At 68.3% G+C, this 18,533-nt stretch carries 17 protein-coding genes; 9 read left to right on the top strand and 8 right to left on the bottom strand.

Annotated elements, in window-relative coordinates; genetic code table 11:
* Nucleotides 1-123: 123 nt before the first annotated feature.
* Both pdxH and P0D62_RS12920 read right to left on the bottom strand, forming a co-directional pair.
* Nucleotides 124-759: a pyridoxamine 5'-phosphate oxidase gene (pdxH, locus tag P0D62_RS12925; RefSeq protein ID WP_275702960.1), complete on the bottom strand. Its 636-nt coding sequence runs from the start codon at nt 757-759 to the stop codon at nt 124-126.
* 110 nt (nt 760-869) lie between these two features.
* The gene (locus P0D62_RS12920; protein ID WP_275702959.1) at nt 870-2,180 is read right to left on the bottom strand and encodes an MATE family efflux transporter; all 1,311 of its coding nucleotides are present in this window, start codon (nt 2,178-2,180) and stop codon (nt 870-872) included.
* Between the two features lie 30 nt (nt 2,181-2,210).
* Between P0D62_RS12920 and P0D62_RS12915 the strand changes: the two genes are divergently transcribed.
* The 9 genes from P0D62_RS12915 (at nt 2,211) to fbaA (ending at nt 10,023) form a co-directional block, all read left to right on the top strand.
* Complete coding sequence (locus tag P0D62_RS12915) at nt 2,211-3,014, top strand: spermidine synthase (RefSeq protein WP_275702958.1); 804 nt, start codon at nt 2,211-2,213, stop codon at nt 3,012-3,014.
* Nucleotides 3,015-3,107: 93 nt separating this feature from the next.
* Entirely contained in the window at nt 3,108-3,782 is a 675-nt protein-coding gene (locus P0D62_RS12910; protein WP_275702957.1) for a class E sortase, read from the top strand.
* Entirely contained in the window at nt 3,779-4,324 is a 546-nt protein-coding gene (pyrE, locus tag P0D62_RS12905) for an orotate phosphoribosyltransferase (protein ID WP_275702956.1), read from the top strand. Before P0D62_RS12910 ends, pyrE begins: the two co-directional genes overlap by 4 nt.
* Before the next feature lie 311 nt (nt 4,325-4,635).
* Entirely contained in the window at nt 4,636-5,364 is a 729-nt protein-coding gene (locus tag P0D62_RS12900; RefSeq protein ID WP_275702955.1) for a LemA family protein, read from the top strand.
* Nucleotides 5,365-5,455: 91 nt separating this feature from the next.
* Nucleotides 5,456-6,403, top strand: coding sequence for a DUF368 domain-containing protein (locus tag P0D62_RS12895; protein WP_275702954.1), 948 nt, complete (start codon nt 5,456-5,458; stop codon nt 6,401-6,403).
* A 193-nt stretch (nt 6,404-6,596) separates the two neighbouring features.
* Complete coding sequence (locus P0D62_RS12890) at nt 6,597-7,139, top strand: YceI family protein (RefSeq protein WP_275702953.1); 543 nt, start codon at nt 6,597-6,599, stop codon at nt 7,137-7,139.
* Between the two features lie 161 nt (nt 7,140-7,300).
* The gene (locus tag P0D62_RS12885) at nt 7,301-7,957 is read left to right on the top strand and encodes a TrmH family RNA methyltransferase (protein ID WP_406708252.1); all 657 of its coding nucleotides are present in this window, start codon (nt 7,301-7,303) and stop codon (nt 7,955-7,957) included.
* A gap of 357 nt (nt 7,958-8,314) precedes the next feature.
* Entirely contained in the window at nt 8,315-8,854 is a 540-nt protein-coding gene (locus P0D62_RS12880) for a hypothetical protein (RefSeq protein ID WP_275702951.1), read from the top strand.
* Between the two features lie 143 nt (nt 8,855-8,997).
* Nucleotides 8,998-10,023, top strand: a complete 1,026-nt coding sequence (fbaA, locus tag P0D62_RS12875; protein WP_275702950.1) for a class II fructose-bisphosphate aldolase — start codon at nt 8,998-9,000, stop codon at nt 10,021-10,023.
* A 249-nt stretch (nt 10,024-10,272) separates the two neighbouring features.
* Here the strand turns inward: fbaA and P0D62_RS12870 are convergent, their stop codons facing one another.
* The 6 genes from P0D62_RS12870 to helR form a co-directional block, all read right to left on the bottom strand.
* Nucleotides 10,273-10,887 carry a type II toxin-antitoxin system PemK/MazF family toxin gene (locus P0D62_RS12870; RefSeq protein WP_275702949.1) on the bottom strand — a complete coding sequence of 205 codons (615 nt, stop codon included), beginning with the start codon at nt 10,885-10,887 and terminating at the stop codon, nt 10,273-10,275.
* A gap of 334 nt (nt 10,888-11,221) precedes the next feature.
* Nucleotides 11,222-11,791, bottom strand: a complete 570-nt coding sequence (locus P0D62_RS12865; RefSeq protein WP_275702948.1) for a hypothetical protein — start codon at nt 11,789-11,791, stop codon at nt 11,222-11,224.
* Between the two features lie 43 nt (nt 11,792-11,834).
* On the bottom strand, nt 11,835-13,166 hold the full coding sequence (locus P0D62_RS12860; protein ID WP_275702947.1) for an alpha-L-fucosidase: 1,332 nt from the start codon (nt 13,164-13,166) through the stop codon (nt 11,835-11,837).
* A gap of 1 nt (nt 13,167) precedes the next feature.
* Nucleotides 13,168-14,745 carry a M81 family metallopeptidase gene (locus P0D62_RS12855; RefSeq protein WP_275702946.1) on the bottom strand — a complete coding sequence of 526 codons (1,578 nt, stop codon included), beginning with the start codon at nt 14,743-14,745 and terminating at the stop codon, nt 13,168-13,170.
* Nucleotides 14,742-16,019 (bottom strand): alpha-L-fucosidase, encoded by a 1,278-nt coding sequence (locus P0D62_RS12850; RefSeq protein ID WP_275702945.1) that lies wholly within the window; start codon nt 16,017-16,019, stop codon nt 14,742-14,744. Before P0D62_RS12850 ends, P0D62_RS12855 begins: the two co-directional genes overlap by 4 nt.
* Nucleotides 16,020-16,339: 320 nt before the next feature.
* On the bottom strand, nt 16,340-18,442 hold the full coding sequence (gene helR / locus P0D62_RS12845; protein ID WP_275702944.1) for an RNA polymerase recycling motor ATPase HelR: 2,103 nt from the start codon (nt 18,440-18,442) through the stop codon (nt 16,340-16,342).
* Nucleotides 18,443-18,533 lie beyond the last annotated feature (91 nt).

Genomic DNA, 18,533 nt, shown 5'->3' with positions numbered 1-18,533 from the left:
GAAAAGAGCCACCGCCAGCCGAAGAGCAGTCTCTGCCCCGGCTTGCGCTGGCTCTTTTCGAGGCTCGGCCGCGGGCGGCCTCGCACCTCAAAGAGCGTCAGTGGCGCGGCGTGGGGGTGGGCTTTACGGGGCCAAGCGGCGGGGTTCCCAGCCGGTGTCGGTGAGGACGAAGGTGGCCCGGTCATGCATCCGGTTGGGGAGGCCCTGCCAGAACTCGAGCTGGCTGACCTTGATCCGGTAGCCACCCCAGTTGGGCGGGCACTCGACGTTGCGGCCCGCGAAGCGCTGCTGTGCCTCGCCGGCGGCCCACGCCAGATCGTCGCGCGACTGGATCTCGTTCGACTGGCTGGACGCCCAGGTGCCGATCTGGCTGGCGCGCGGACGCTCCGCGAAGTACGCCTCCGACTCCTCACGCGAGACCTTCTCGGCGGTGCCGATGGCGCGGATCTGGCGCATCGTCGACGGCCACCACAGCAGGGCGCCGACCGTCGGGTTGTTCGCGATCTCCTGGCCCTTGGCGGAGTCGTAGTTGGTGAAGAAGGTGAGGCCCTCGGGGGAGTACTCCTTCAGGAGCACCACGCGGGACTGCGGACGGCCGTCGGCGTCGACGGTGTTCAGCACCATTGCGGTGGGCTCGGGGGCGTGAGTGAGCGCCTCCTGAACCCAGGAGTCGAACAGCGCCCAGGGGTCGATGCCGGTGAGATCCTCGGGCAGCGGATCGCCGTGGTAGTCAGACCGAACTTCATACAGGTTGCTCATGGGCACCATCAAACCACCTGAGGTAATCCATCTGACAGGGGGTCCAGGTTAAGAGGTCTAAGAGGTTCCGCAGGGAGGCGCCGCTTACCTGCGGAACTGTCAGTGCTTCGCTAGGCCGCACCCAGTTTCATCCAGCCGTCGCCGCGGGCGCGGAGGCCGAGAGTGGCCGCGCGGGCGCCCATGAAGCCGACGGTGAATCCGATCCACAGCCAGGTCAAACCCTCGACGCCGGGTTCGGCGAGCAGGGCGGCGAAGGCCGCCGGCGCGTAGACCGCGAGCGTGATCATGCCGGCCTTGGCCAGGTACGGCCCGTCGCCGGCGCCGATCAGGACGCCGTCGAGGAGATAGACGTAGCCGGCCAGCGGCAGGGTGAGGCCGACGATGATCAGCAGCCGGGCTGCGAGAGTTGCGACGGCGTCCTCCGGGGCGAAGAAGTTTGCGATGGGGCCGCGGGCAAGGATGGCGGCCACCCCGAGCAGTGCACCGCCGCCGACGGCCCAGATCGTCATCAGCCGGGTCGACGCCCTGGCCTCGGCCTTGTCGCCGGCGCCGAGGGCCAGGCCGATGATGGTCTGACCGGCGATCGCCAGCGCATCCAGCGCGTAGGCCAGCAGCCCCCACACCTGCATCACGATGTGGTGGGAGGCCAGCGCCACCGCACCCTGCGCCGTCGCGACGTAGGTGGTGATCAGCAGCGCGACGCGTAGCGTCACCGTGCGCAGCAGCAGCGGCGTTCCCACGGCCAGGCTGTGCCGCATCTCCGTGAGCGAGGGGCGCAGGTGTGCCCCGGCGGCGAGGCAGCGTCGGGTCACGAGCCACCAGGCGACACCGCCCAGCGCGAGTTCCGCCAGAGCTAAAGCGAGCCCGACGCCGCCCAACCCTGCGCCAAGGCCGAACACGAAGAGGATGTTCAGCACCAGGTTGAGCGCGGCGCTGCAGATCAGCAGCACCAGGGGAGTGCGGGCGTCGGAGAGTCCTCTGAAGGTGCCGGTGGCGGCCAGCATGACCAGCATCCCTGGCAGTCCCGGCAGCGACCAGCGGAGGTAGGAGGTGGCCTCGGCGAGCACTGCGTCAGTCGCGCCCAGGCCGGCGGCCAGCCACGGTGCCGCGATCCACGCCACGATGGCAAGGGCCGAGCCCAGCACCAGCGCCAGCCACATCGCCTGCACGCCCAGTTCCAGGCCGCGGGTGCGGTTGCCCGCGCCGAGCTGCCGCGACACGACGGAGGTCGAGCCGTAGGCGAGGAAGATCATCAGACCGGTGACCGTCGTCAGCAGACCCGAGCCGACGCCGAGGCCCGCCAGCGAGTCCGTCCCGAGGTAGCCCGCCACCCAGGTGTCCGCCAACAGCATCAACGGCTGGGCGATCAGCGCGGCGAAGGCGGGAATGGCGAGGGCGAGAATCCGACGAGTCAGGTGCATAGCCCGCCCGACCTTACTAGGCTCTACGAGGTGAACGATCGTGTGCATCCCGACGGCGTGGTGCCGGGTGCGTTCATCGTCGAGTTCGGGCAGACCCAGCAGTCCTGGGTTGATCCAGAGCGTCCCGACTACCTCGTCTTCGAATACGTGCAGCACATCGCGATGCTGCTGGACCACTCCGCTCTGCGCGCCCCGACCGACCGACGGCTACGCGTCGTGCATCTGGGCGGCGGCGGACTGACCCTGCCCCGCTGGGTGGCCTGGCGACGGCCGGCGACGGCGCAGGTGGTCTGCGAGCCCGACGTCGAACTCACGGCAGAGGTGCGCCGAAAGGTTCCGCTGGGCCGGCATTCCGGGATCAAGGTGCGCGACGTGGACGCGCGCACAGGAGTTGCGGCCATGCCCGACGACTGGGCCGACGTCGTGATCCTCGACGCCTTCGACCAGGACCACGTGCCCGCCGAACTGGTCACCAGGGAGTTCCTGGAGCAGGTCCGGCGCATCCAACGGGAGGACTGCCTGCTCATCGCGAACGTCACTGATCTCGCGCCGTTCGACTGGGCCAAGCGCGTCGCCGCTGGACTCGTCGAGGGCCGGCCGCGCGTCGTCGTCGGGGCTGAGCCGTCGGTGCTGAAGGGGCGCCGCTTCGGCAACCTCGTGTTCGCGGCGTCGGTGGGCCCCGTCGACCTGGCGGGTGTGCGTCGCGAGTCGGCCAAGCTCCCCTCGGGCTATCGGTGGCTGGACGGGCGGGAACTCACGGGGTGGATCGGGGGAGCCGAGCCCTGGACCGACGCCGACGCCCGCCCCTCACCGCGTCCCACGCGGATCTGGTGATGTAAGAGGTTCTTAGCTCACAGCACCACCTACCTGCGGAACCTCTAGGCGAGAGTTTCGTCTCCGGGGGGACGGTCGGCAAGAATGGGGCGCATGACCGATGGCGACGAGGGGCGGGGCCCGCGCAGGGCTCAGAAAAGGGGCCTCTCGCCGTTGACCGTTCTCGGGGTCGTGCTGCTCGTCGCGGGCCTCGGCTGCCTCGGCTACGTGGGCTGGGAGTTCTACGGCACCACCTGGATCTCGAAGCGCGCCGCCGACGAGGAGCGCGCCGGGCTCGCAGCGCGATGGGAGCGACCAGAAGCCGTCCAGGAGGAGCCCACCGCGGGGCAGGCCGAGTGGCTGCTGCGCATTCCGGCCCTGGGCGACGACTACGAGTGGCCGATCGTGGCCGGCGTCGAGCCGGACGATCTCACGCGCGGCGTCGGCTGGTATCCGACCTCCGCGCTGCCGGGCGAGATCGGCAACTTCGCGCTGGCCGGTCATCGCGTCACCAACGGCGAACCGTTCCGTCACCTGCTCGACCTTGAAGTAGGCGACGAGGTGATCGTCGAGACCGCGGAGGCGATCTTCACCTACGAGATCAACTCCGCTCCTCGTGAGCTGACGGTGCAGGACACCGAGTCCTGGGTGCTGCTCCCGGTGCCCGGCCAGGAGGGCGTCGTCCCGTCCGAGTCCGTCATCACGCTCACCACCTGCCAAGACTTCTTCCGCTCGCCGGACCGCTCAGTGGGGTTCGGCGTCCTAACCGATACGGAGCTCAAGAAATGACCAACACCGACCGCGCCGACCTCATCGAGCACATCAAGAACCTTGCCGTCGTGCACGGCAAGGTGACGCTGGCTTCCGGCAAGGAGGCCGACTACTACGTCGACATGCGCCGCGTCACCCTCGACGGCGCCGCCTCGCCGCTCGTCGGCCGGGTGATGAACGAGCTGGTCGCCGACCTCGACTTCGACGCCGTGGGCGGACTCACCCTCGGGGCAGACCCGGTGGCCACCGCCATGCTGCACGCCACCGCCGCCGCGGGCGGTCGGCTCGACGTCTTCGTGGTGCGGAAGGAGTCGAAGTCGCACGGGCTGCAGCGCCGGATCGAGGGCGCCGAGGTGAAGGGCCGGCGGGTGCTGGTGGTCGAGGACACCTCCACCACCGGCGGTTCCGCGCTGACCGCCGTCGACGCCGTCCGCGAGGCCGGCGCCGAAGTGGTCGCAGTGGCGGTGATCGTCGACCGCAACACCGGTGCCGCCGAGCGCGTCGCCGAGGCCGGCCTCGAGTACCGCTACGCCGTCGGCCTCGAAGACCTGGGCTTGTAATCAGACGCACGCTCTTTGAGGTGCGGAGCGCAGCGGAGCCTCGACGATCAAGACCAGCGCGCAGCGCCATTGACGCTCTTTGAGGTGCGGAGCGCAGCGGAGCCTCGACAATCAAGACCAGCGCGAAGCACCATAGGCGCTCTTTGAGGTGCGGAGCGCAGCGGAGCCTCGAAAAGAGCCGGCGCAACCTCTTGGCTGAGTCTGGCACTCGGCTGCCGGCTGGGTCGCTTCGAGGCGACTTCGTCGCACCTCAACGACCGTAAGCTTGCCTTCCTGGGATACTGGGAGGCGTTCCCGTTCAAGGAGATCTGATGGAAGCCATCCTCGTCATCTTCGTCGTACTGATCCTCGTCGTGCTGCTCGTCGGCGGCTGGGGGGTTTCGGCGTACAACAAGTTCATCCGTGGTCGCAATGTGATCCAGGAGTCCTGGCGCCAGATCGACGTCGAGCTGAACCGGCGCTACGACCTGATTCCCAACCTGATCGAGACCGTCCGCGGGTACGCGGCGCACGAGCGCAACACGCTGGAACAGATCACCGCGCTGCGCAACCAGGCGGCGGCCTTGGCCAACCAGGCGCACGGCGAACCGTCGGATCAGCGCGCGGCGATCGAGGCCCAGCTGTCGGAGTCGGTGCGCTCGCTGATGGTCTCCGTCGAGGCGTACCCGCAGCTCAAGTCGAACGTGAACTTCCTCGAACTGCAGCGCGAGCTGACCGACACCGAGGATCGGATCGCGGCCGGGCGTCGCTTCTACAACGCCAATGTGCGCGACTACAACACCCGCATCGAGTCGGTGCCGAGCAACATCATCGCCGGCTTCGGCAAGTTCGAGAAGGCCTCCTATTTCGAGGTCAACGACGCGCAGATGCGCCAGGCTCCCACGGTGAACTTCGGTGAGATCAGCCAGCGTCCCGCCGGTGCGCAGCCCGGTCAGCCCGCGCAGCTCCCGCCCGCCGAGGCCCCGCAGCCCTACCAGGCGCCGCAGGTGAACCCGCAGCAGCAGGCTCAGCCGCAAACGCGTCCTGACCAGCAGTTTTAACCCCTAGCAACCCCTTAGCCACCGTCGGCCCCTTCCGCGACACCTCGCGGAGGGGCCGATCGTCGCGTACAGCACCGAGAGAGATTTATTGATGAGTGAGCCCAAACACGACGCCGTCGACAACCCGATGGCCTACCTCGACGAACCGGAGTCCGCGGGTGCGTGGCTCACCCGGCTGCTCAAGGGCATCATGGTGGGCATCGGCTTCATCCTGCCGGGCCTGTCGGGCGGCGTGCTCGCCGTGATCTTCCGGATCTACGACCCGATCATCCGTTTCCTCTCCAAGCCGTTGCACCGTTTCGGCGCTCAGGTGCGCTACTTCGTGCCGATCGGCGTCGGCGGCGTGGCTGGAATCGTCTTGTTCTCGGTGGTGGTCGACGCGGCCTTCGGGCGCTTCGCCCCCCAGTTCATCTGCCTGTTCATCGGCTTCGTGATCGGCACCTTCCCGTCGCTGTTCCGCCAGGCCGGCAAGAAGGGGCGTGCGCCGATCCACTGGGCGATCATGGGCATCGGTGCGGCCGTGATCTTCGTCATCATGCTGGCCGGCGGCTCCGCGCTGCTCCAGGTGCCGCCGAGTATTCCGGTGTGGTTCGGGTCTGGTGCGCTGATCGGCCTTGGCGTCGTGGTGCCCGGCCTCAGCCCGTCGAACTTCCTCATCTACTTCGGCCTCTACGACAAGATGGCGGCGGGGATCAAGGACTTCGACATGACGGTGGCCATCCCGCTCTTCCTCGGCGTGGTGGTGTGCGTGCTGCTGCTCGGTCGCGCCGCCGCGTGGGCCTTCGACAACTACTACGCCGGCATGTACCACCTGATCCTCGGCATGGTGATCGGTTCGTCGCTGGCCATCTTCCCGACGGTGGTGTTCCCCGCCTTCGCGCCTGCGGGTCTGGCGGATATGGGGCTCGGTCTTGGGGCTGCGATCGGCTTCGCCATCGCGCTGCTGGTAGCCGGCGTCGTCGCGTCGTGGCTGTTCAGCAAGCTGGAAGACCGCGTCTCCGCCCAGCGCGAGGCCCTGGAGGCCGCCGCCAACTCCTGATCTCGTCGTCTCCGACCCACCCAGTGGCCGATTTTCCGGTGTCTATCCAGGAAAATCGGCCACTGGTCGATTTTCGGCATGGGACGCCGGGAAATCGGCCAGAACCTGGGCTGGTGGAGAGGGGAGATGGGTAGTTGAACTTTGAACCAAAGTGGTTTAAAGTGAAACTATCTTCTTCGGAAAGGAACTCCCCATGTCTTTGAGCGATCTGTCCGGCACCTTCGTCGTCGATCCCACCCACAGCACCGTCTCCTTCGTCACCCGCCACGCGATGGTCACCAAGGTGCGCGGCTCCTTCACCCAGTTCAGCGGCCAGGCCACCGTCGACAAGGACGACCGCTCCGCCTTCGCGCTGAACGTCGAGATCGACGTGGCCTCCGTCGACACCCGTAACGCCGATCGCGACGCGCACCTGCGCTCCGCCGACTTCTTCGACGCAGACACCTTCCCGACCATGACCTTCGTCGGCACCGGCTACCAGATCAAGGGCGACGTGGTGGAGATCACCGGCGACCTCACGATCCGCGACGTCACCCGCAGCCTCACCATCCCGTTCGAGTTCGGCGGCACCGCCAAGGATCCCTTCGGCAACACCCGCGTCGGCCTCGAGGGCTCGGTGCAGGTACAGCGCTCCGACTTCGGGCTCACCTGGAACGCCGCCCTGGAGACCGGTGGCTTCCTGGTCTCCGACAAGGTCACCCTTGAGTTCGAGATCTCGGCCATCCAGCAGGCCTGACGCTCCTGGTCCTCGACCCTGACCCTGACCCAAGCTCAACCCAGGAAAATCGGCCACTGGTCGACTTTCGGCATCAGACACCGCAAAACCGGCCAGTGGCCGATTTTCCTGGATTGGGTCGGGCTCGGGTGGGCGCCTATTCCGAGGCTTGGGGGCGTGGAATGGGCGCTCTGGCGTATTCTCCCCGGGTGAGTTCTGACCCGTACGATCCCACCGCACCCACCGTCGGCGTGGGGCCGCATCCGCTGCCCTGGCCCGAGGGGGAGCGGTGGGATCGTGAGTTGCTGCGCGACGGCGACCGTCGCAACGTGCTCGATCGCTTCCGCTACTGGACGCTCAAGGCCATCGTCGCCGAGCTGGACAAGACGCGGGCGGGGCTGCACGTCGCCATCCAGAACTGGGAGCACGACTTCAACATCGGCTCCATGGTGCGCACCGCCAATGCGTTCAACGTCGCCGCCGTGCACATCGTCGGACGACGACGGTGGAACCGGCGCGGCGCGATGGTCACCGACCGCTACCTGCACGTCGTGCACCACGAGACCGCCGACGACCTGTTCCGCGCCCTCGCCGGTGAAGGCGTGACCCCCGTCGGCGTCGACAACCTTCCCGGGTCCGTGCCGCTTGAGACGGCGCAGCTCCCGGAGAAGTGCTGCCTGGTGTTCGGGTCTGAGGGCCCGGGCTTGACCGACGAGGTGGTCGCGGGATGCGAAAGCCTCGTCGCGATCACCCAGCACGGCTCCACCCGATCCATGAACGCAGGCGCTGCCGCCGCCATCGCGATGTACCACTGGTCGCTCCAGCATCGCCCACGCTGACGCTCTCCGAGGTGCGACGGCGATGAGGGACGTGTGGTCGGGTATGCCGTCCGGCTGCTGGGGGCTCTTTTCGAGGCTTCGGCTTGGGGCTCGTTCCTCGCCCTGAGCCTTCGCACCTCAAAGAGCGTCATATCCACGCTCTTCGAGGTGCGAGGCCGCCTGCGGCCGAGCCTCGAGGAGAGCCAGCGTGAGAATCGGCAGGAAGTCGGCCGCGATGGTCGGGCTGGGTGTTCGGCTGCCGGCTGGCCCTTTTCGAGGCTTCGGCTTTGGGGCTCGTTCCTCGCCCTGCGCCTTCGCACCTCAAAGAGCGTGGAGCGGGAGAGCGAAGGTTTCAGGTGCCCCCTTATGATGAGGCGCATGCAGTCGGAGCGATTCGCCGTGGGGCTCACCCCGATGCCGACGGCGGCACGGGTCGCCCGGCAGCGTTCTGTGCTGCGCTGGCGGATCGGGTCGATGATCCTGTCCGCGATCCTTCTGACCATCTCCTTCTGGTGGTTCCGTCCGGCATGGGAGCCCTGGGTCTACGTGCTGGTGGGCGTGCTCTGGGGGTTCTCCACGGTGTTCTGGGTGATCGTCTCGGCCGTCGGCCTCAGTCGCGCCAAACGGGACCTGGCCCGGATCCCGGACGGACCGGTGTTCTTCGTCGATCCTCACGGCCTCGAATTCGTCTGGCCGCGTCCCGTGGCGGTGATGTGGGGCGACGTCGATGCGCTGCGCGTGCAGGGCCACCATCTGGGGGCCGGACCCAACCTGGTGCTGCACGCCCACGGTGCTGAGACGGTCTCCGTGCCGCTGAGCTTCCTCGACGCGTCGGCATCGGTGATCGACCTGGCCGTGCAGGCCAACTCGATGGGTCGCATCCGACTGGACGCGGCGGCCCTGGACGCCCTTGTCTGACGCGATTGCGCGACGCTCGGAGCGTCTCCGCAGGTGCGAACATCCAGATTCGGGGGCTGCCCAAGAATCCGTAAGGTTCACGCGCTAGGCTGAGTCGCGAGAGTTTGAGTCTCGAACCGTAAGGAAAAAGGAAAGAGGCAACAATGCCCATTGCAACTCCCGAGGTCTATGCAGAGATGCTGGACCGCGCCAAGGCCGGCAAGTTCGCTTACCCCGCGATCAACATCACCTCCTCGCAGTCGGTGACCGCTGCGATCCAGGGTTTCGCTGAGGCCGGCTCCGACGGCATCATCCAGGTGTCCACCGGTGGCGCCGAGTACGCCTCCGGCTCCACGATCAAGCACATGGTCACGGGCGCTGTCGCCCTCGCGGCCTACGCTCAGGAAGTGGCCAAGAACTACGGCGTGCAGATCGCCCTGCATACCGACCACTGCCCCAAGGAGAAGCTGGACACCTACGTGCGTCCGCTGATCGCGCTGTCGCAGGAGCAGGTCAACAAGACCGGCCTGCCGATCTTCCAGTCCCACATGTGGGACGGCTCGGCCGTTCCCATGGAGGAGAACCTGCAGATCGCTGACGAGCTGCTGGCCCTCACCGCTGCCGCGAAGATCGTCCTCGAGATCGAGGTCGGCATCGTCGGTGGCGAGGAAGACGGCGTGACCGCCGAGATCAACGACAAGCTGTACACCACCGTCGAGGACGGCCTGCGTACCGCTGAGGTTCTCGGCCTGGGCGAGAAGGGTCGTTACATGACGGCCCTCACCTTCGGCAACGTGCACGGCGTGTACAAGCCGGGCGCCGTGAAGCTGCGCCCCGCAGTGCTCAAGGAGATCCAGGACGCCGTCGGCGCCAAGTACGGCAAGGAATCGCCGTTCGACCTGGTGTTCCATGGCGGCTCGGGCTCCACCGATCAGGAGATCTCGGATGCGGTCGACTTCGGCGTCATCAAGATGAACGTCGACACCGACACCCAGTACGCCTTCACCCGTCCCGTCGCGGATCACATGTTCCGCAACTACGACGGCGTGCTCAAGGTTGACGGCGACGTCGGCAACAAGAAGACCTACGATCCCCGCGTGTGGGGCAAGGCCGCCGAGGCCGGCATGGCCGCTCGCGTGGTCGAGGCCTGCCAGGCGCTCCGCTCCGCCGGGACCTCGATCGGCAAGTGACCTCACTTCGCTGAACTAGGCAACAAAAAGGTGGCCGGTCCCGAAAGGGGCCGGCCACTTGTCGCTCTCCGAGGTGTTCGTCATCCACGCTCTTTGAGGTGCGAGGCCGTCCGCGGCCGAGCCTCGAAAAGAGCCAGCGCGAGAGTCCGCAGAAACGAGGCCACGGTGGTCGAGGTCGTCGTTCAGCTGCCGGTAGCTCTTTTCGAGGCTCAGGCCTGGGGCTCGTTCCTCGCCCGGGGCCTTCGCACCTCAAAGAGCGTAGTTTTTCTGCACTTCCTCTGCGACGGCGTCGAACATGGCTCGGTCGAGGATGGCGCCGACGCGGCGTACGCCGTCGGGATCGATGCGGATGATCCGGTTGACGCGTACCTCGCTCGGGCGGCGCTTCTGGTCCCACTCGCCAGCGCCGATGTCCATCCACAGACGACCCGCGCGGGCCTCCTGGGCGGCGTCGCGGTCGTGGTCCTGGGAGGTGACCTGAAGGCCCAGCAGCCAGCGTCCGTCGCGGCCGATCAGCAGGACGGGACGGTCCTTGCCCTGTGAGTGGTCCTCCTCATAGGGCACCCAGGTCCAGACGATCTCGCCCGGATCGGGGCGACCGTCGGGGTGCGGGTCGTAGACGATCTCGGGAAGCTGCGTGTAGTCGCCCGGGTAGCCGGCGTCAACCGTCGGGACCGCGTCCTGCTTGGGCTTGAAGCTGGCGGTGGGCTTCGGGGTCGCCGCCGATGCTTTGGGGGTTTTCGTCGGTGACTTTGGTGTCTTCGCCGGTGTCTTTGGTGTCTTCGCCGGGGCCTTGGGGGCTCTTTGCGACGAAGGCACCAGCAGAAGCCGGCCCAGCTGGCGGGCGATTCCGAGGAGGTCCATGTTGTCCTTGTCTGTGGTCTAGGGAAGAACTGATCAATGAAGGCACCGGCTGTGGCGCACCACATGGGTGAGTCTCACGCCACCTACATCTTGCGCGACGGGCATGACCCGATACGCACACAAGATCTAGGGCCTGTTACGAAAGTGGAAGTGGCCTACTACGCGACGCCCTGGCACGCCATCTGCTTCGTTGCACTCGTCAACGTTAGGCACCACTAGCGTTTTCCTCCTGCGCCTTGCAGCTGACGCGCCATGACGCCGCTCGCTACGGCCACCACTTCCGCAACAGACCCTAGGCGACATATCTCATCCGGTGTGGCACGTCCTTAGCTCCCTACCGAAAACGGGGCAGTCGCCCGTAGTAGATGGAGTCCGGCCGGCGATATCCGTCGGCCTTGACCGAGCGCAGCTCGTCCCAGCGCACGAAGTATCTGGTGACCCCGGGCAGCCACAGCAGAGCCACTCCGACGACGGCGAGGCCCACGCCGATCAGGGCCCATTGGTTGAGCGCGAGCGCGAAGAGCCCGGTCAGCAGCACGGCGAGCGGAGAGACCTTGCGGGCCAGCCGCCAACCGTTCCAGGTCTGGAGACCGACGACCGAACAGGCCCCCGCGGCCAGCACCAAGGCCAGAGCGAGGAGTCCTTCGATGAGCAGTGAGAGCCACTTGCCGGGGTCGGGCTCCAACCAGGCGATCATCCGCGCCGAGGTGGCGTAGCTGTCCGGATGTGCGGCCTGCCACCAGTGCCAGGCGTAGGCGCCGGCCGATGCCGCCGAGGCGAGATGAAGCAGGATGGACGAGACCCACAACTCCGCCGTGCGCGGCGGCTCACCCGTGCGAGGGCTGGTGGGCGTAGCCCTGCTCAGCACCTCGATCGGTGGGAGGGTCTGGATCTCCTTGGTCATCGCGGCCAAGATTACCCTGGCGCTCCGGGTGCGCTGAGGGTGCCTAGCTGACGGTGAGGACGGCGACCGCAGAGCCGCGAAGGGGTTCGGGGATTTCGACGGTGCCGCCGGCCACCTCGGCTTCGCCCGCCCCGATCCAGCGGTAGTTCTGGCGATCCCGCAGCTCGGTGGGCAGATCCACGGCTCCGACGGCGGGGTCGAGCGCGTGGACGTGCACCGCGTCGCCGCTCGTGGTGTAGGAGACCGGCGTGCCGATCGGCTCGCCGGCGCGGATCCACGGTCGGGTGCCGTAGATCGCCTCGCCGTTGACGCGCAGCCAGGCGCCCATCTCTCGCATCGCGGCGAGCTGGAGCTCGGGGATCGACCCGTCGGCGCGTGGGCCGACGTTGATCAGCAGGTTGCCGTTCTTGCTGACGACGTCGACCAGCAGCCGGATCAGCGCAGCGCCGGAGAGCGAGTGCCGGGCATCCTCGTCCTGGTTGTAGCCGAAGGAGTATCCGAGCCCGCGCGTGGCCTCGAACACTTCGTCCTGGATCCCGTTCACGGCCATGTACTCGCGCGTCAGGAAGCCGTGGTACGGCACGCCCCACCGGTCGTTGATGGCGCCGTCAGGCACCGCCGCGAAGTAGCGGTTGAACAGCGCAGCCAGCGAGTACTCCGCCTTGTCCTTGCCGCCGTCGGGCCACTCGATGTCGTTCCAGAGGACGTCGGGGGAGAACCTCTCGATCAGCTCCTCCAGCTGCTCCGCGGAGTACCGCGAGAACTGCTCGTCGTGCCGCCGGAACCGGAACAGGTCGGTGTCGGACTCGATGGGCGGGAAGTCGGAGACGTGCCAGTCGAGGGCGCCCGAGTAGTAGACGCCGAACCGCGCGCCCGCCTTGCGCGTGGCGTCGTGCAGCTCCTGGATGAGGTCGCGACGAGGGCCGCGGCGGACGGCGTTGAAGCCCGTCGTCGGGGTGTCCCAGAGGCAGAAGCCCTCATGGTGCTTGGTGGTGGGGATGACGTAGCGCGCGCCCGCGCCGACCAGCTCGGCGACGAGGTCGTCCGCGTCGAACGCCTCGGCGTGCCAGAGGTCGGCCAGGTCCTCGTACGAGGTGCCGACGCCGTACAGGCGCTGGTGCCGCTCCCAGGTGGGGGAGCCGGCGATGCGCACCGTGTTGCCGTACCACTCGGCGTACTGGTGATGCGTGTAGGCGTCCTCGTCAGGCACGCCGCCGGGGCCGTGCGCCGTCGCCCACGCCGGCACCGAGTACAGGCCCCAGTGGATGAAGAAGCCGAGCTTCGCGTCGCGGTACCACTCGGGGATCCGGCGGGGCGGGTAGACCGGTGCGTCGGCGCCGAAGTCCGGGCCGATGCGCTTCTCAAAGCGGGGCATGTCAGCTCTCCTCCCCGCGGCGGGTCACCACGGGCGTCAGGTCGGGGTTCGTGTTGCTCTGGTCGAAGGGGTACACGCCTGGCTGCAGCCGGTGGTGGCCGAGGCGCAGCAGGTCCTGGTCGACGCCGCCCGGAGTCAGGGCGAGCGTCCAGTTGACCCCGCCGTCGGCCAGCTCGAACAGCTCGGGCTCGAGGTAGCCGATCTTGACGATGACGATGTCCGCCTCGGTGGGCTCGAGGCCCAGCATGCGGAAGTCCTGCAGCTCGTGGAAGGGCTTGCGGCGCTCGGTGATGATCGCATGCACGGAGCCGGCGCGGACGACGACCTGCGTGCCGGCCGTCTCGTCGCCCTCGGTGACCGAGAACACCTCGCCGGTGATGGTCACCGGCCCGCGCGGACCGGGGTCGACCCGGCCGCCCACCTCGAGCGTGACGGTGGCCCCGACACCCGCGGCGGCGGCCTGCGCGACGGCGGCCTCGTCGAAGATCGACGCGTGGATCACGACGCGGACGGGCTCACGCAGGTCCTCGCGCTCGAGCAGCTCGCCCAGCGTCCAGGAGACATCGCCGGCGCCGCCTGCGGTGGGGTTGTCGCCGGAGTCCGAGATCACGTAGGGGTGCGTCGCCCCCGGGGCCAGGGCCAGGTCGAGGGCCTCGTGCAGGGACGCCGTCGGGCCGACGAAGACGAAGTCCGCGCGGGCGTCCCAGTAGCGGCGGGCCAGATTCTCGGACTCGCGGGCGATCACCTCGCGGTCGTCGCCGGTGACCACGACGACGGCCTGGCAGCGCGGCTCGTCGGCCCACGCGTAGCCCACCCAGACGGCGGCGTCGAGCACGCCGTCGAGGTCCGCGACGTCGGCCACCTGGTCGTAGATGCCCTTGGCGGGTTCGAGGCGCGTGCTGGTCTTCTCCCCGGGCAGCAGGACGGGCACCTGGCGCCAGGCCTTGAACGGGCGACGAGCCAGCGGGTCGGCGCCGTGCGGGCCGCGGAGCCGCGCCAGCAGGTTGTGCACCGCGCGCTCCTTCGTGTTCATCCAGTCCTCGTGCGGCGCCATCCGGTAGCAGGTGATGAGGTCGACGGCGTCCAGCAGTTCCCTCGACACGTTGCCGTGCAGGTCCAGCGAGGCCGACACGAGCGCGTCGGGCCCCAACGCCACGCGGACGGCGGTGGCCAGGTCGCCCTCGGCGTCGTCCATGCCGACGACGCTCATCGCGCCGTGGATGTCGAGGAACAGTGCGTCGAAGGGGCCTTCGGTCGCGATGCCGGCGAGGATCGCGTCCTTCATGCCCAGGTAGGTCGACATCGGCACGGCCCCGCCGGGCAGCGAGCGGCCGTGGGTGAGCGGCACCCAGTCGGCGGCCTTACGCGGCTCTTGGCCCTCGTCGAGGAACGGGTAGTAGCCGATCAGGTCGGCGCCGGTGCGGACCGTGAACGCCCGCTCATCAGACAGGTGCGGGGAAAAGGTGCTGGACTCGATCGAGATGCCAGCGATGCCGATCCGGGGTCGCTCGAGCCCGCCGGGGGACAGCGGGGCGATCGGCCCCATCCAGATCTCGTGTGCGGATGGCCTCGTGGTCACGGTGCGTCGGTTCCTTCCGGGGTCAGGGTGAGTTCGATCACGGGGATGAGGACGTCGGGGCGCCGAACCGGCAGGTGCACCGTGAGGGTGCCCGCCGCCTCGCCCGCCGGCGTCATTTGTGAGGGGGCTTGGTTGGGGTCGGAGACGCTGGTACGAAGCCAGGATCCGTCGTTCAGCAGCCGCGCGTAGGTCACCCGGTCCGCGAGCCCCGGCAGGTGGACGAAGCCCAGCGGCCAGGTGTGCAGGTGTAAGTACAGTCTGTCGCCGCGCAGGGTGTAGACGCCCTCGCGCGGCGGGGTGAAGGGTGCGTGCCCAGCGTCGACGACGGCGTCGCGATGCAGTTCCATCCAGGCGCCCAGTTCTGCGAGGACGGCGGCATCGTTCGACGTAATCGCGCCCCGGCCGTCGGGGCCGATGTTGAGCAGCATGTTGCCATCCATCGACACCGAGTCGGTGAGCATCTGGGCCAGCAGGACGGCCGGTTTGTGGTCGACGTTGTCGCGGTCGTAGCCCCAGGATCCGTTCATGGTCTGGCATGCCTCCCAGACCTGCGGACGGCCGTCGACGACCAGGGGCGAGGTGGGCTGGTACTGCTCGGGGGTGACGAGGTCGCCGGGGATGCCCAGCCGGTCGTTGATCAGGATGCCCGGCTGAAGTTCGCGGCACATCGCCATCAGCCGGTCGGCGTCCCAATCCTCAGGCGTCTTGCCCGGCCACCCATCGTTGGTGTCCGGGTAGGTGAAGTCGAAGAAGAGGTAGTCGATCTGCCCGTAGTCGGTGAGCAGCTCGCGGACTTGGCCATGCAGGAAGTTCCGGTAGCGCGCCATGTCGCGGGTCTGATTCAGCGCGGCGCCATCGGGATGTGCGCGGAGCGGGTGCAGCCAGTCGACGGTGAAGTCGGGGTGATGCCAGTCGATCAGCGAGTGGTACAGGCCTATCCGGAGTCCCTCGGCCCTGGCGGCGTCGACGAACTCGCGCACCAGATCGCGCCCGCAGGCCTTGGCCGACGAGAAGTCGCTGAGCGCGGTGTCCCACAGGGAGAAGCCCTCGTGGTGCTTGGTGGTGAGCACCGCGTAGCCCATGCCCGCCTGCTTCGCGGTGCGCGCGATGGCGGCGGCGTCGAAGCGGTCGGGGTCGAAGTGGTCGAAGTAGGGCTGATAGTCCTCGGTGCTGAGGAGTTCGCGGGACTGCACCCACTCGTGGCGCGCGGCGCCGCTATACAGCCCGAAGTGGATGAACAGGCCGAACCGGGCCTCGGTGAACCACAAGGTCATGGCGTCACCGTGTCTTCGACGTGGCGAGAAGGAACATGCGCCCATTGTCGCGGCCTCGGCGACGAGGCGGCCAATCATCGTCAGTGTCGGTGCTCATCGGCGAGCGTTTGGAGCTTCTCGACGTAGCTCGGCCAGCCTTCGGTCGGGGATTCGATGTTGGTCACGGCGGCGCGAAGGCCCACCGCACCGTCGATGCCCTCACGAATGACGTCGGCTTGGCCGGCGTGGCGAGACGAAAAGATAGCTGGCTGGGCTGGTCGCACTGTGCAATACGTACAGTGCGACCAACCCAGCCAGTTATCCTGCGGCGGCTGCCGTGGTCAGGAGAGCACGACCAGTTGGCTGGTGGCCCGGGTCATCGAGACGTAGCGGTCCACCGCCCCGAACTGGGCTGGGTTCACCAGGATCACCAGGTCGAACTCCAGGCCCTTCGCGGTGGCCGGCGTGAGGGACGAGACGCGCGGGCGCGAGGCGAGCGCGGGGGCGCCGATCACGCAGGCGATACCGTCGTGGGTGGCGAGCCAGTCGTCGAGCACGGCCTCGATGTCGTCCACGGATCCGTGGCGGACGGGAATGCCCGAGCTGCGGATCGAAGTGGGGACGTTGGCATCGGGCAGGGCGGCGCGGATCACCGGCTCGGCGGCGTCCATCACCTCCTGCGGGGTGCGGTAGTTGATGGCGAGGGACGCGACCCGCGCCCCGGGCAGGCCGGCCTGGGCGAGGCGCTCGGGCCAGGATCCCTCGAAGCCGGCCCGAGCTTGGGCTCGGTCGCCGGCTACGGTGAAACTCACCGAGGGGCAGCGCTCGTGCAGCATCCGCCACTCGGCGTCGGTGAGTTCTTGAGCCTCGTCGACGATGATGTGCGCGAAGGGCCCGGCCAGCGGATCGTGGGCGGCGCGGTCGTCGCTGGTGAGGGCGCTGCGGAGGTCCGAGCCGCGCAGCATCGACATCACCTGCATCTCGGTGTGGTCGGCGGCGATCAGGTGGTCGGCGACGGCCGCGCGCTCCTCGGCCTCGCGCTCGAGTTCGGTCTCTCGCCGACGACGGCGACGTACCGCGTCGGGATCCCCGATCCGGCGACGAGCGGCGTCGAGAAGAGGAAGGTCGGCCGTCGTCCAGAGGCTGTTCTCGGGACGGCGAAGCAGCTGTCGCTCGTCGGCCGAAAGCGTTGGTGCCGCGAGCCGAAGATAGGCGGGGACGGCCCACAGGTCGGCGACCACCTCCTGCGGATCCAGCACCGGCCAGGCGTCGCCGAAGGCCTCAGCCAGATCCTCGTCGCGCCGGAGCCAGCGGTGCAGGGTCGCGGGATCCGCCTCGTCGTCGGTGGGGATCTGGTCGGCCAGGATCTCCAGCACCGCGTCGAGGGCCTGGTCCCTGCCATCGTTGTGAGGGGTGCCGGGCTCGACGTCGAAGGCCTCCGCCCAGTCGGCGGGGGTGAGCGTCGCGTCGCCCCAGGGCGTGCTGAGAGTCAGGGCGGTGGTGGGCGGCTCCTCGTAGAAGCGCACGGCGGCCTTGATCATCGACGGGGCATCGAGCGCCCCTTTGAGCCGGGCGACGGCGGGGTCGGGCTCGTCCATGGCCGTCGCTCCTTCGGGCACCAGGTCGCGCAGGGTGCACATCTGCACCCGGTCCTCGCCGAGGCTGGGCAGCACGTCGTCGGCGTAGTCGAGGTACTGCCGGTGCGGTCCGATGAACAGCACGCCCCCGCCGCCGGAGGCGATGCGCGCGTCCGTGTACATGAGGTAGGCCGCGCGGTGCAGCGCGACGACGGTCTTGCCCGTGCCGGGGCCGCCGTCCACGACCAGCACGCCGCGGGCGTCGGCCCGGATGATCGCGTCCTGGTCGGCCGCGATGGTGCTCAGCACGTCGCGCATCTTGGGCGAGCGGCTGGTGGCGAGGCTCGCGAGGAAGGCCGACTCGTCGTCCATCGAGGCAGCCGACTCGGCGCCAGGACGGAAGAACTCGTCCCAGTAGTCGACGATCCGCCCGCCGTCCCAGCGGTAGCGGCGCCGGCTGACCAGGCCCATCGGATCGGCGAGGGTGGCGGCGAAGAACGGCCCGGCGGCCGGGGTGCGCCAGTCGACGAGGAGTTGCTCGCCGCTCGCGCCGGTCAGACCGATTCGGCCGATGTAGACGGGATCCTCGTCCTCGACGATGATCCGGCCGAGGCAGAGGTCGAGCCCGTGGGTGCGCAGCACCCTGAGCTGGTTGCTGAGCCGATGGATCTCGAGGTCGCGCTCGAGCGCACCCTGACCCAGGCCGGCCGGGGCGATCCGGAGTTCGTCGAGGCGTGCGGAAAGCGTCGAGATTTGGCCGTGCAGGCGTTCGCCGATGAGTGTGAACTGCTCGTCGTCGCGCGCGATGAGCGAGGCGGTGGCCTTGGCTGAGAGACGTTCGGGGAGGGAGAAAGCGGTGGGTGACATGCGCCTCCGATCAGATGAGGAAGCGATTTTGCACCCTGCTGGGGGCCTTGCGGCAAGCCCCCTGTCGCGATATAGATTGGAGGTAAGAGGT

Origin of the sequence: Tessaracoccus caeni, from assembly GCF_029211185.1 — a bacterium.
GTDB classification, from domain to species: Bacteria; Actinomycetota; Actinomycetes; order Propionibacteriales; family Propionibacteriaceae; genus Arachnia; species Arachnia caeni.
This window is presented reverse-complemented; position numbering and strand designations above follow the sequence as displayed.

Coding starts and splice junctions, on each gene's coding strand:
- P0D62_RS12850 (WP_275702945.1), bottom strand. CDS start 16,019: ATGACCTTGTGGTTCACCGAGGCCCGGTTCGGCCTGTTCATCCACTTC.
- P0D62_RS12865 (WP_275702948.1), bottom strand. CDS start 11,791: ATGACCAAGGAGATCCAGACCCTCCCACCGATCGAGGTGCTGAGCAGG.
- P0D62_RS12900 (WP_275702955.1), top strand. CDS start 4,636: ATGGAAGCCATCCTCGTCATCTTCGTCGTACTGATCCTCGTCGTGCTG.
- P0D62_RS12920 (WP_275702959.1), bottom strand. CDS start 2,180: ATGCACCTGACTCGTCGGATTCTCGCCCTCGCCATTCCCGCCTTCGCC.
- P0D62_RS12870 (WP_275702949.1), bottom strand. CDS start 10,887: ATGGACCTCCTCGGAATCGCCCGCCAGCTGGGCCGGCTTCTGCTGGTG.
- fbaA (WP_275702950.1), top strand. CDS start 8,998: ATGCCCATTGCAACTCCCGAGGTCTATGCAGAGATGCTGGACCGCGCC.
- P0D62_RS12885 (WP_406708252.1), top strand. CDS start 7,301: ATGGGCGCTCTGGCGTATTCTCCCCGGGTGAGTTCTGACCCGTACGAT.
- pyrE (WP_275702956.1), top strand. CDS start 3,779: ATGACCAACACCGACCGCGCCGACCTCATCGAGCACATCAAGAACCTT.
- P0D62_RS12895 (WP_275702954.1), top strand. CDS start 5,456: ATGAGTGAGCCCAAACACGACGCCGTCGACAACCCGATGGCCTACCTC.
- pdxH (WP_275702960.1), bottom strand. CDS start 759: ATGAGCAACCTGTATGAAGTTCGGTCTGACTACCACGGCGATCCGCTG.
- P0D62_RS12860 (WP_275702947.1), bottom strand. CDS start 13,166: ATGCCCCGCTTTGAGAAGCGCATCGGCCCGGACTTCGGCGCCGACGCA.
- helR (WP_275702944.1), bottom strand. CDS start 18,442: ATGTCACCCACCGCTTTCTCCCTCCCCGAACGTCTCTCAGCCAAGGCC.
- P0D62_RS12890 (WP_275702953.1), top strand. CDS start 6,597: ATGTCTTTGAGCGATCTGTCCGGCACCTTCGTCGTCGATCCCACCCAC.
- P0D62_RS12910 (WP_275702957.1), top strand. CDS start 3,108: ATGACCGATGGCGACGAGGGGCGGGGCCCGCGCAGGGCTCAGAAAAGG.
- P0D62_RS12880 (WP_275702951.1), top strand. CDS start 8,315: ATGCAGTCGGAGCGATTCGCCGTGGGGCTCACCCCGATGCCGACGGCG.